We start from the raw sequence: 11,748 nt of genomic DNA, 5'->3' as shown, positions 1-11,748 counted from the left end.
GATCTGGCGGATGCGACTGCCGCCGGCTGCCCGCGTCAGTTCGGTGGTCAGGTCGATGTCGCTCAGGATCCGCACACAGCGATCGTAAAAGGTTTCCCCTGCCCTGGTCAGCTCCACCCTTCTGGTCGAGCGGATGAACAGCGGGCAGCCAAGCTCCCTTTCCAGCGACATCACATGATTGCTTAAGGCCGGCTGGGCAATGTGCATCCTGGCTGCCGCCCGGCCGAAGTGCAGTTCCTCGGCCACCGCTTTGAAATAGGAGAGTTGGCGTAATTCCATATCCGATTGTCTCCCTCAGATCAGAATGTTTCCAAATTTTGCGTACGTACTACATTTTGTTCTTATATCACTCCATATTGTTCGTGGCCAGAGGCGTGTCAGTGAGGAACAAAGTGTTCCTATGGAGACACTCGCTAGACGCTTGCAGGAGAGAGCCCGGCAACTAGGCATTTCGAACGCCGAAGCAGCGCGGCGAGCGGGGCTCGAAGAGCGCCGTTATGCACACTATGTTTCGGGTCGCCGCGAGCCCGATTTGGTCACGCTGGTGCGAATTGCTTCTGCCCTCGGCACTTCACCAAACTGGATGCTTGGCGTATCGACGATTGCTAGCGACCCGGAACTAGCAGACTTCATTGAACGCTTCACGAATGCTGCCAATGGAATGACAAAGCAAGAAATCGAGCTGTGCGTCATACAAGCGGAGGCGATTGTCGCCGCAAAGTCCCGTCGCTAGACCCACCATTTGTCTGGTCTTGAAGAGACTAGAACCGGCGGCGCCTCACGCAATGAGCTAAGTGCGTGATATGTTGAACTTCGAGGCTGAAGGCAATTTCTGGAACTCCTATGTGGGCTTGCCCAGCTCGCCAAGAATATCGCTGCCAACCTGACGAAACTGGATGATTTTGACGACCTGCTCGAGATGCAGCCATACTGATTGAAGAATCGCGACGGTCGCTGGTCGATGGCCACTGCGGCTGTGCAACCGACCCTCGAGTCAAAAACGGCGCCGAGGGTCAGCCAATGTGACATCCTAGTCGAACTATTCCCGTTCCAGACTTCGCGCGACTGCCAGCCCGCCCAGGACAGCGGTCGTAGCAAGCGCTGCAGCAAACAACGTTGCACCGATGGAGAGGCCAGCCTTGTCTATGACCAAGCCAATTGCGACCGGCATCAGACCTGCGGGGATGTAGCCTCCGATGTTGAGAACTGCGTTGGCCTCAGCACGATGATTTCCTAGCACGTGCAGCCCGATCAAGGTCAGCCCGCCAAGCTGCCCCAGCCCCTGGCCACAGCCCGCGAAAACCGCAGCGCCAACCAATGCGGCTGCGTTTGAGGATTGGACGGCAAGAGCGACCCCCGCCATCGCGAATACAGTTGCCGTAGCACCGGTCAGAAAGATCGCGCGTATGGAGAGTGGACGCGCGGCGAATTGAATTCCGGTCGCAGCCAGAAACATGACGCAAGCCATACCACCGGCAATCAGCGGGCTCGTGACTCCGAGCAAGCGCGACAAAAGCGATGGGCCGAGTGCGAGGACGAAAGAGGTGGACGTGATACCCGGTCCGAACACGGCGACGCCAAAGAGGAGATGGCGGCGATTGCCCCGCGGCAAGCTGGGCGGATGCAGGCGCCATGATTGATCCGTACGACTGTCGCGGTGCTTCTGTGGCAACAGGAGCAAGACGAATACCGCCGTCAGGAGAATGACCAGCTCAGAGAGGAAGATTGGCACGACCGGTTCTGCAATCGATGACGCGATAGCACCTGCCAGCAGGGGGCCAAGTCCGGCACCTAGCACCATCGAGACAGATGCGATCAGCGAAGCTTGCCGCTTCCGTTCCGGACCGCCCAGATCGACCACTGCCGCCATACCCGCTGAGACCACGACCCCGACCGCCATGCCAGACAGGAACCGCGCAACGATCAACGCAATGATCGAGTTGGCCTGCGCGAAGAGCAAGCTCGCCGCGATCGCCGCCATGAGCCCGGGCAATAACACCGGGCGCCGACCGAACCGGTCGGAGAGCTGGCCGGCCACCAACAGCGTCAGAAGCAAACCTAGAATATAGGCCGCGAAGATACCTGTCAGTGTGGCCGACGAAAACCCGATTGCCGCCTGCCATCGCACGTAGAGCGGGGTCGAAGAGTTCGAAAGAATGAAGACGGCGCTGACGATCCAGGCTGCCCCCACATCTGCCATGGCGGATTGGCTGCAGTTTCGGATGTAGGTTGACCGACCGGACATGAACTGACTGATGACATTGAAGGCTCCTATGCTAGTTCGAGTTTTCTCGTACTGGCATAGTTCGATTTAATTCGTACATAATAGTTCGACAAGAATCGTACTTTCGTGCTATGAGCGGTTTCATGACCAATTTGATTGCCCCCTCCGATCTACCACCGCCGCTGCCTGAACCGTCTGTCGAGAATCTTCGGCTTGAAACAGTTATGGGCGCGCTTGCCGATCCCTTGCGGCTCACCGTCATCCGCAAGCTGCTGATGGAATCGGAAGGATACGACCATGCCTGCGGATGGTTCGGGTTCGATCGACCGAAATCGTCGCTGACGCATCATTTCAAGGCTTTGCGCGAAGCCGGCCTAATCCATCAGAGGCAATACGGTCTCGAGCGACGCAGCCGGGTTAGAACGGAAGATCTCGACGCACGGTTTCCCGGCCTGCTAGACCTTGTGAGAGCGTGGCGCCCTGAATAGGCCGCTGTCTGGATTGCCAGTCAAAAGATGACGTGCCCCACTCGTAGCGGCGAGATGTAAGGGTTGTGGCTTGGATCGCTCAATCACCGCCGACGGTGGTCGAGCCGCGACGCCATCGGCAAACCGCCGCATCAGCGGCGACATATCAACAGAGTCCTAATGGGATGAGAGTAGGCACGCCTTGCTCAACAGTTCCATAGCACCGAAGCGGCGTACCTCCCGAAATTGACCTAAGCGATCGGGTGCGCGGCCAATATCTTGGTCAGTCTTTCATCGGGCAGATAATCGGCTACTCTGGCGCGGCCAACCACCGGCAGATTTCAATCCGCTTTAACTCGCCGGTCGATGTGGTCAGGTTCGAGAGCTTCTCGAACCTGCGCCGCCGATCAAAGCCACGATCAACGAACACCGCCACTCACGTCGGCATTTCTCAGATGGTGGACCACGGTTGATCGTTGAACTGGAGAAGGACACCTCTCCACCCGTCGAAAAGTGGGGCTGCCTGTCGCGGAATCCTAACTCGTGCGCCTGATGCGCAGCGATGGCCGTCCCTATCGCGTTCCTTGTTTACACGCTTTCCGCACGATGCACACCGAGCGCGGCCGAAAGACCCGCCGTGATTTTCTGCATCACGTTGGGCACGCTTCGGTCGACACCGTAAACGAAGCCAGGGAAGTCAAGCGGCTTCTGGTGCAGCCAGATCGCCTCGTGCTGATCCGGGGGCAGGAGTTGAGCCGGGTCGCCAACGGCAATCCAGCCGATCGGCACGGTCGTACCCGGCTCAAGGCGGGTGCGCAGGTGAACGATGCCGTTAATGCGAACTTCCGATCCACGGCCGATGTGAGCACCATGGAAAACCGCCGCGCCAGTGGCAACGAATACCTCATCGTTGATTTCGGCGCCAACCACATGGCTGTTGGGACCAACAACACAGTGATCTCCGAACGTGCAAGGATGACGGCCTGTGGCTCGGATCACTGCATTTTCCAACACAATGCAGTTGCGGCCGATGCGGATCGACCCGCCTGCCTCAGCAACAAGGCGGGCGCCATGCATGATGCGGCAGCCAGCACCGATGACGACATTACCACATACCGTAGCATCCGGAGCAACCCAAGCGTCGGTATCGATCGCCGGCGAATGTTCTGCATAAGAAATGATCATTCTTGATTTTCCTTTTTCTCAATCTCAGTCGCGCGGCAGGCGATCGGGCAGACCTCGGGGCCGCAAAGATCATGCTCGCAGAGGCGACATGTCGTCCGCGCAAAAGCGCGGGAAGTCGTCGCACCTGCAAGAATCGTATCCAGCATGGACGCAAAGCGCTGCCGCTCGTCCCGTTGCAGCGCCGACAGCAAGTCGTCGAGTGCAGCCAGCCGGAGAGCGTGCAACTCCTCCACCTGCGCATGGCCTGCCTGCGTCAATGTCAGTGGCGTGACGCGACCTTCCGGTTTGCCGCGTTCAATCAATGCCTGACGCTCCAGCCCGTCGATCAACCGCACGGCATTCGGTTGACTGACGCCGACAACCACGGCGAGTTCCGTCGTCGTCAGTCCCGGCTTGAAATGCAGCATCGATAGAACGGCCGCCGCGCTCGGCGAAAGCCCCGTCAACGACGCTTCCGTCCGGTCGCGGATCATGGCGCCGAGGGCACCGAGTTTGTTGGCTTCCAAATATTGCATAGCGTATGCATATATATTTTCAACCTCACGTCAAGGAGGGTCCGGGCCGAAACCTATGCCAAGGTCGAAGTGAAGCATGACCTTCATAAGGGCGAAAGCCAAATCCTCCGCTGAGCGAGCGGGAGGATCACGCGTTGCCGCTCAGCGAAAGAGGACGCGGTATCCGATCTGCTTTCAGGCTTTAGAAGAGGTGATAAGGCGTGGTCCCGGTCTGCGTGCTTCAAGAACGGAAGATCGACTTTCCGAGGAGCCCACTGATGACGTTTGGGAATATGCAAGGGCGGCGCAAATCGCCAACGACGATCAGCGATTGCGTACCGAAAGAGTGGCTCTCGATGTGGATTGGGGCAAACTTAACTGCTATCTCCCCCGCCCCGACGCCGACACAGAGCCTCATCCCGGTGTAATTTGTGGCTCATGACCAGTTAGGTCTGACACTGCACTTCGAGGACGTCACTAGGCGCTTGGCGCTTGAGGGTTTTGTGACATTGGCACCTGACTATGCGTTTTGGTGGAACCGCAGCCGAAGCCGGACCCGCCCTTGAAACCGTGGAAATGGAGACCAGGTCGGATATGGCTGCCGATACCCAGGTGGCCTTGGCCTGGCTGAAATCTAACGGCGCGAGCAACGGGAAGATTGGCGCAGTCGGTTTTGGATTTGGCGCGACGGCAATCGTAGTCATCAAAGGAACGGCTCTGAACTGGGCGGTCATTTTCTATGGGCACCCGCCTGGATGGCGGGTGACACTCGCCTGCACTCGACCCAATGCACTTCAGCCACGGCTATGCCGCGGCCCGGATCCGATTGTGGGATGTGATTGCGCCAACCTTGAAACGTCGGATGAGCTGCTCAAGGACGTTCGCCTCATCGGCAACGAATCCAATGGCGGCCGCAGATTCTTCGACCATTGTCGCATTTTTCTGGGTGTTTCGGTCGATATCGGAAATTGCATTGCCGATGCCGTTAAGCTCAGTGGACTGCTGGCGTGAACGTTCAACGATCTCGGCAATGTGCCCGCTGATGGCCGCAACATCTCCAGCAATTCCGTGAAGGGCCTGGCCTGTCTTGTCGACCAGTGCAACGCCGTGCTTGACGTGGTCGGCAGATGCGCTGATCAGCGTCTTGATTTCGCTGGCAGCGGAAGCAGAGCGCTGGGCCAACTCGCGGACTTCCTGGGCAACTACTGCGAAACCCTTGCCAGCCTCTCCTGCGCGCGCGGCCTCTACCCCGGCATTCAGCGCGAGAAGGTTTGTCTGGAATGCAATGTCGTCGATCACGCCTATAATTTGGCCGATCTCCTGCGAAGAGACTTCGATCTTGAGCATTGCGTCGACGGCGTGGGCAACGATAGCGCTCGAATCTTCGGCGCCGTCTTTCGCCTTGAGCACCATTGAACCGACAGTTTCCGCAAGTGTGCAGGTCTGGCGGACCGTTTCCACCGCATGGGAAAGAGATGCGGCGGTTTCGGATAGCGAGGCCGCCTGATTTTCCGTCCGCTGGGACAGATCGGAGTTGGCGTGGTTTATCTGCGCAGATCCATTGCGCACTGAATTTGCAACGTCGCCCACCTGCCTCAAAACAGCGTCCAGCTGTTCGACAGATTCGTTGAAGGCATGACGTAAGTCGTTCAAATCGCCTTCGAGCTCTTCCGCGATACGCACGGTCACATCGCCCTTGGACAGCTTGGAGAGCGCCGAGCGCAGGCAGGTAACAGCAAAGGTGACTGAATCATGTGCCTTGGCCCGCAACTCTTCCTGGGCCTCGCGCGCCGCTGCCGCTTTATTGTCAGCGTGCCGAGCCATTTCCGCCATTTCTGTCGCCTTACGGCCCGCCGCCTGAGCCTGCGCAACGGACCGCTCCGCTATCGCGAAGGCGGAGACCATGGCTGACGTGAGAGCGATCAGCGCGCCCGCCTGCAACACAAGAACGGCGGCATGGAGAACCACCCGATTGAAATACGACTCTCCAGGAAACACGGCGAGAGGAACGGCGACATAGAGAACGAGGTGATGCAACGCCACGAGCCCGGCAAATGCGACGATCGCGCGCCAATCGACCCACGCTGCGCAAATCGCCAACGCCGCGAAGAAATACATATGCAAGTCGATCTGCAGCGGCGAGCCTTCGAAGCCATAGACGAGAAAGCCTACGCTGATGGCCATGGCCATCGAGGTGACAATTCGGGTTGCTGGGGCCGAGCGGTCGCGCCACCATGTGAAGCTGGCCGTGATCGTTATGATTGCGGCAGCGATCACCGAAGGCAGGTCGAAACTTTCCGGTCTGACCAAATTTCTGACGGTTAGCGCGGCAAGGTTGATCCAGAGCAAACCAATAATTCCGAACGAGGCGCGCGTGCGCAGTTTTTCCAAAGCATCCATCTTAGGCTCCTGCCCGGCAGCCGACTGCCAGAATGTGATTGAGAACGAGAATGGCGCCGGCGCTACGCAGGCGTTCCGGAAACCCGGCTGTGTCCGAATAGGCGACAGCGAGCCAAGGGCGGGTACCAGCCAGGACAAAAGCTCCTCCTGCCTGGCCGACAACATCCATCATATGGGACGGAGGCAGACGCGGATCCGTCACCACCAGGACGAATGGCCCGCGCGGCAGCGAAAGTGCACCGAGGAATAAGCCAGCAAAGAGAAGGGCGTAGAGGGCGATCTGTCGCCAGCAAGATTTTTCGGCATGCGTCATTCAAGTAGTCATGTGTTCGCATCGGCGCTCGCTTCGCACTCGCGGTTAATGCCACACACCTGGCCCGCGCCGTTCCCTCAAATTAGCGATATATGGTTTACGACGCATTAAGCCGCTGCGTGATGCCCCGATGAGCGGCGTAAGGATCCTCAAGGTCCGGCATTCGCATCGAAACCGTTCCGCTCGGCCCTTCCCGATCACTCCAGGCTAGCTCCGCATTCCAGGGCCGGTGATCTGTGACCGATGTATCTACTGGTGGGGTAGCCGAAGAAGAGGGCTCCCGCTTGACGGTACGACGCTGGATAATGCTGTTGACGCCGCAGACCTGCTTCACGCCAAGGACCTCTTCCACCGGTGCAAGATCGACAATCGCGCACGAGCCGACATAACGAGACCAGAGCGACCATCATGGATCCTCTAAGGGACTCCAGGCCACACCGTAGGTGCCGTCAATCCAATCGGCATCGGTGTACCGCTGGTGGGCACAAGGTTCGATCAGGAAGAGCATTGTATGGCTCTGAAGGGGCGCTGGAAGGTGGTGGCAGTCTGATCGAGCTACCCTCCGGCAATAGACTTCGCCCAACAAGGGCCCTACTTCAAAGCTGAAGAGCAATCGACGAGAGCCTCATGGTCAAGCAAATAGCACTACTTTCTGCTATTCTTCTAAGCTGCACTTCTTCAGTGTTTGCGGTCGCCGCAGCTGATAGGGAAGCCGCGGAAAAGTTCTGCCGAGAACTTGACGTTGGCGCAGACGGAGTTTGCATTGTTGACCCCGACAAGAAGTTGATTTCTATCAAGCGTCGGGTTTATGGGGAAACCGAACTGCCGGATTGTGGCAAGATCGCCGACATGGGCAACAGCGTCTTTCCGACTAAGGGTGGCTGGACCCTGACGATTGAGGTGGATGCGGACGGTAGACGCCAATCAGCCTCTTGTGTCTTTGATTGACTTCATGGGATGTCGCATCTGACCGAACATCCTCACGAATATTGGACTCGACCAGACTTGAGCGGATACGAACCGCCACCCTCACATTGCAACTGGCGAGCAGCGAGCGTTTGACCGAGTACTACTAGAGCTTGGGCGGTTTAGGACACGCCAGATGGCGCAGTATGAGCAACCTGCGGAAGCCCGCGGGCTGGAGCCGGAGCAGCGATCAACTGCGGCACCAACCGGACGCATCGCACCGTGATCGAGCTTCTAGCCATTATGCCTCTCTGCGCCGCAGGCTGCCAACGATGGTGCTGATTTCTTCCTCCAGATGCCGCCTGTCGCTTGGCATTTAATCGGAGTCTTCCTCACTTTGTGTGATGATCATGAGCGGTAGCATGCGCACTCTGAAGAGCTCCGCGCCCGCTCTGCCGTACATCGCACGTTATCGTCCTCAGGCGGTTGATCTGGCCTTCCGCCTGGCCGTTGCTCCAGGGGAGTTTAACGGCGTTGCGGACGGCGCCGATGTCACGGTGGAAGACCCGCGCGAAAGGACGGGCTGTCTACCGATGACCTCTACGGCTTCTTGACGACGGATCCGAATGCGTTGGTGAAGCCGATCCACGAGAAGGCGATGCCGGTGCTGCTGCTCACGCCAGAGGAGACCGATATCTGGATGCGGGCCGTGCGAAGCCAACGCTATCAGGGCGAAGACCGTCACGATGAAAGTGAAATACGCTGACTTCGCGCAGATCACACGAGCCAGGACATGCGAAAGGCCTTTCCTATCGGCCGGAGAAATTGAAGAGACTATCGCCTTGCTGCTCAAGCCCATCTTCCCGCCGCCAAAGGGCATTCGATTGCTGGGCGTCACCCTGTCCTCGCTTGAGAGAGCAGATGACCTCCCGACAGACCAGTTGCTATTGACGCTCTGACCTGCCGACAAGACGATCAACGATGTTTCGGCGTCCGGTCGCTGACGAACAGCTCATGCAGACGAGTTGCCCGCTCATCCTTATCCTCTTTGTGGATAATGAACCGAGCAATGGTCATATTTCAGTTTCCTGATATCTTACCCGCATTGTGTAGGGAGTAGACGTTATGAAGAGTTTGGTTCCAGACGCATTTTACTGGGCGCGATCAGACAGGCACACCGGTGGCCGGACGACGATCGTGCAAGTGTCTACGATTTTTGGCGAGGATCCAGACTTCTGGACCTTGGCGTTAGTCGGCTCCGATCAGCATCACATGATAAGTGATTTCGAGATCATCGCGCTCGTTGAGCCGCTGGAAGGCTACTCGTTGCGGCAAGCCGCCGAGTAGCGGCGGCGATCGTGATCTCCGCCGGTGGCTTGGACCAGTTCTCGGCCGCAAAAGTGGCCCGACCTATCCACCGCAAAACCCCTGCCGCTCAAAAGAAAGCCCTCGCAGGAGAACGAGGGCCGCAATTTGATCCGTCACAAAGGGGGTGACGGTAAACGCACTCTTCTTTTGTGCATGCAGTTATATTTGAAACTGCTTAATAAATCGAAAGTGTTCCGCAGACCGCCAGCGCGCGCCCACCTGCCGCCCCAGCCTCCTCCCGCGCTTGCCATGTTCAAGCCGAGCTACATTTTACGCGAGATCGAGGTTCAATCAGGAGCCCCCATGAGTCCCGATCTGTTTGCTTTTCACTCAGGATAACTCAAGGCGTGAGCTATCGTGCCTGGACGCGCGATCAAGCGGTCCAGCTCGGACTAACGCGCTGGGTCAGGAACGAGGGCGATGGGTCTGTGTCCGCCCTTATCGTTGGAACGTAGAAGGCAGCGTCGGTAATGCTGGAGCGGTTCTGGGACGGACCATCCGGTTCGAGCGTCAGCGCCGTTGATCCGCAGGCGAACACTTTGGACCGAACTCCAGATCATTTCGTGATAACCCCTAACGAGATAGTGGAAGCCAGCTGTGTGCCTTGCTTGCTTGCGATTTCTCGTCGGTCTATGACTTCAGCTCCAAAAGCTGGCACTAGGAGAAGTTTGTGGCGAATGGCACTGTAAAGTTTTTCAATCAAGACAAGGGCTTCGGCTTCATCACGCCGGACAATGGCGGTCCGGATGTCTTCGTGCATATCTCTGCAGTACCGGGTGGATCGCTGCGTGACGGCCAGAATGTCAGCTACGACCTGGGTCAAGATCGTAAGACCGGAAAGTCCAAGGCCGAGAACGTCCGTCCGGCCTGATCGAGATCAATGATAAGAAGGGCTCGAAATCGTTCGGCCCTTCTTCGTTCGTCGATCGTGAAGAACTCGCTTTCAGGCAGGTTGTTGCGGCATCGGTCGGCTCTGGAACGTGAGGAGGAGTGCGGCGAACAGACACAAAAGTTGCCTGAACCATCGCAGCAGGAGGGAGAAGTTGTATCCGGCGGCGGCCAGAACGGCATTGACGGCATCCCCCTGTTCGCCAGCGAGATAATTCCGGTCCATTCTGTGTTCGCTCTTGAGGTGTCCAATGACGGGTTCGACCGCCGATCGTCGTCGCATCTGGCGCTTGATGGCGGGTGTGAGACGGCGCTTCTGGCCACTGGTGAAGACTCTCAGCTTGTGACTTTCGGGAGCATTATGGCCGCGGTATCCAGCATCGGCCAGAATGCGGGAGAGCTCGTTGCCAATCATCTTTTCCATATCCGGAATGACGGTCGCGAGCGTGTGGCCGTCGTACGGATTGCCGGGCAGCGCCGCTGCGTGCAGGGCGAACTGCCCGCCCTTTGAACGGTTCAGTGTTGTGGCCACGGACACCTTCACTCCGAACTCATAGGGCTTGTGCGCCTTGCCTTTACCAATGCACTCGACCTCGTCGGCATGCAGGCTGTAGATCTTGCGGCCACGCTGACGTTGCCGCTGCGCGATGACCGTTTTTGCCTGATAGAGCGACCATTTGAAGATCGCGTCGAGTTGTTCGTCGCCGGCGATCTGACGTTCGACGTCGCGAACGGTCCGGCCGAGATAGGTCTTCAACTTGCGCAGCGCCTTGCCGGCCCGTTTGAATTGCTTCGCATGAGCGTAGCGCTGGTGCTGGATCAGGGCGAATTTACCGACCCGAATATAGGTCTGGCGCAGATCAAGCCCCATTTTCTTCGCCAGCCGCACCAGCCGTTCGCGCGCCCGGTGAATAAGCTTGGCATCCGTCGGGAACATGACGTTCTTCGGTTGAACGGTCGTGTCCACGATCACCTGCCGCGTATCCTGCGGCTTCATCGCGCCTGTCTTGACGGCCACGGCCAGGCTCTCCTGCAAGAGCGCGCCGATCCGTTCCTCGCCCATGCGCTGCCGCCAGCGCGTCATCGAGGAGCGGTCGAACGATAGTTCGTGACGAAAGAACTCCTCGCCGCAGAGGTACTGAAAGTAGGGGTTCTCCACCCAGCGCTCGCACAGCGCCTCGTCCGACAGGTTGAACGTGTGCTTCAGAATGGCCAGCCCCGCCATCAGCCGCGTCGGCAATGGCGGCATGCCAGCTCCGTCCGAATAGACCGTCCCAAAGCGGGCTTCCAACACAGGCCAGTCAATAGCCTGCGCCAGACGCACAAGTTCGTGCTTCATGTTGATGATCTGGTCGAGCCGGGATCGGAATAAATCCTGTTCACCCGTTTGGCGCCGTTCGCGTGGTTTACCCATTCCTGGCTCTCCGATTCACCGCGATAAACCCAGTGAATCACGCTCCGCCAACCAGGGAAACCTCAAACTGATTTTGCAAGGAAACAGCC

Annotated in this window: 14 protein-coding genes and 3 pseudogenes; 10 read left to right on the top strand and 7 right to left on the bottom strand. The window is 58.1% G+C overall.

The features are described from left to right. Window positions 1–279, bottom strand: a 279-nt coding sequence (locus C934_RS0130775) for a LysR family transcriptional regulator (protein WP_026372042.1), incomplete at its 3' end; no start/stop codon positions are given. 121 nt (window positions 280–400) lie between these two features. Here C934_RS0130775 and C934_RS0130770 point away from each other — a divergent pair. Then, window positions 401–733 (top strand): helix-turn-helix domain-containing protein, encoded by a 333-nt coding sequence (locus C934_RS0130770; RefSeq protein WP_018860348.1) that lies wholly within the window; start codon window positions 401–403, stop codon window positions 731–733. 306 nt (window positions 734–1,039) lie between these two features. Here the strand turns inward: C934_RS0130770 and C934_RS0130760 are convergent, their stop codons facing one another. Beyond that, a complete protein-coding gene (locus C934_RS0130760; protein WP_018860346.1) occupies window positions 1,040–2,200 on the bottom strand; it encodes an MFS transporter in 1,161 nt (386 codons plus the stop codon). 167 nt (window positions 2,201–2,367) lie between these two features. Here C934_RS0130760 and C934_RS0130755 point away from each other — a divergent pair, with 167 nt between their 5' ends. Together C934_RS0130755 and C934_RS36565 are read left to right on the top strand one after the other, a co-directional pair. Then, on the top strand, window positions 2,368–2,712 hold the full coding sequence (locus C934_RS0130755; RefSeq protein ID WP_026372223.1) for an ArsR/SmtB family transcription factor: 345 nt from the start codon (window positions 2,368–2,370) through the stop codon (window positions 2,710–2,712). 224 nt (window positions 2,713–2,936) lie between these two features. Beyond that, window positions 2,937–3,164, top strand: a complete 228-nt coding sequence (locus C934_RS36565; RefSeq protein ID WP_442965938.1) for a glyoxalase superfamily protein — start codon at window positions 2,937–2,939, stop codon at window positions 3,162–3,164. 115 nt (window positions 3,165–3,279) lie between these two features. Here C934_RS36565 and C934_RS0130750 read toward each other — a convergent pair whose 3' ends face one another. Both C934_RS0130750 and C934_RS0130745 read right to left on the bottom strand, forming a co-directional pair. Continuing rightward, on the bottom strand, window positions 3,280–3,876 hold the full coding sequence (locus C934_RS0130750) for a gamma carbonic anhydrase family protein (RefSeq protein WP_018860344.1): 597 nt from the start codon (window positions 3,874–3,876) through the stop codon (window positions 3,280–3,282). After that, a complete protein-coding gene (locus C934_RS0130745; protein ID WP_018860343.1) occupies window positions 3,873–4,391 on the bottom strand; it encodes a MarR family winged helix-turn-helix transcriptional regulator in 519 nt (172 codons plus the stop codon). The genes C934_RS0130750 and C934_RS0130745 overlap by 4 nt, the downstream gene beginning before the upstream one ends. Window positions 4,392–4,892: 501 nt before the next feature. Here C934_RS0130745 and C934_RS36365 point away from each other — a divergent pair. Continuing rightward, window positions 4,893–5,063: pseudogene (locus C934_RS36365) on the top strand (dienelactone hydrolase family protein); the annotation flags it as partial. A 111-nt stretch (window positions 5,064–5,174) separates the two neighbouring features. On the opposite strand, the gene C934_RS36065 reads toward C934_RS36365, so the two are convergent. Continuing rightward, window positions 5,175–6,770 (bottom strand): methyl-accepting chemotaxis protein, encoded by a 1,596-nt coding sequence (locus C934_RS36065; protein WP_018860342.1) that lies wholly within the window; start codon window positions 6,768–6,770, stop codon window positions 5,175–5,177. Window position 6,771: 1 nt separating this feature from the next. Next, complete coding sequence (locus tag C934_RS35400) at window positions 6,772–7,083, bottom strand: hypothetical protein (RefSeq protein WP_018860341.1); 312 nt, start codon at window positions 7,081–7,083, stop codon at window positions 6,772–6,774. Window positions 7,084–7,710: 627 nt separating this feature from the next. Here C934_RS35400 and C934_RS0130730 point away from each other — a divergent pair. From C934_RS0130730 to C934_RS0130700, 6 genes and pseudogenes are all read left to right on the top strand, one after another. Beyond that, window positions 7,711–8,031 carry a hypothetical protein gene (locus tag C934_RS0130730; protein WP_018860340.1) on the top strand — a complete coding sequence of 107 codons (321 nt, stop codon included), beginning with the start codon at window positions 7,711–7,713 and terminating at the stop codon, window positions 8,029–8,031. A gap of 589 nt (window positions 8,032–8,620) precedes the next feature. Then, on the top strand, window positions 8,621–8,755 hold the full coding sequence (locus C934_RS36270; RefSeq protein ID WP_272481258.1) for a hypothetical protein: 135 nt from the start codon (window positions 8,621–8,623) through the stop codon (window positions 8,753–8,755). Further along, window positions 8,700–8,948: pseudogene (locus C934_RS0130715) on the top strand (DinB/UmuC family translesion DNA polymerase); the annotation flags it as partial. The gene C934_RS36270 and the pseudogene C934_RS0130715, both read left to right, overlap by 56 nt. A gap of 166 nt (window positions 8,949–9,114) precedes the next feature. Then, complete coding sequence (locus C934_RS0130705; RefSeq protein WP_018860335.1) at window positions 9,115–9,336, top strand: hypothetical protein; 222 nt, start codon at window positions 9,115–9,117, stop codon at window positions 9,334–9,336. 311 nt (window positions 9,337–9,647) lie between these two features. Continuing rightward, window positions 9,648–9,929, top strand: a pseudogene (locus C934_RS36060) (acylphosphatase); the annotation flags it as partial. A gap of 98 nt (window positions 9,930–10,027) precedes the next feature. Further along, complete coding sequence (locus C934_RS0130700; protein WP_018860334.1) at window positions 10,028–10,228, top strand: cold-shock protein; 201 nt, start codon at window positions 10,028–10,030, stop codon at window positions 10,226–10,228. A gap of 72 nt (window positions 10,229–10,300) precedes the next feature. Here the strand turns inward: C934_RS0130700 and C934_RS0130695 are convergent, their stop codons facing one another. Further along, window positions 10,301–11,659, bottom strand: a complete 1,359-nt coding sequence (locus tag C934_RS0130695) for an IS5-like element ISRsp18 family transposase (protein WP_018860159.1) — start codon at window positions 11,657–11,659, stop codon at window positions 10,301–10,303. Between the last annotated feature and the right edge of the window lie 89 nt (window positions 11,660–11,748).

The sequence above is a fragment of the Rhizobium sp. 42MFCr.1 genome (assembly GCF_000377185.1).
Classification (GTDB): domain Bacteria; phylum Pseudomonadota; class Alphaproteobacteria; order Rhizobiales; family Rhizobiaceae; genus Rhizobium; species Rhizobium altiplani.
Note: the sequence above shows the minus strand (reverse complement) of the source record. Positions and strands in the feature narration are given on the sequence as shown.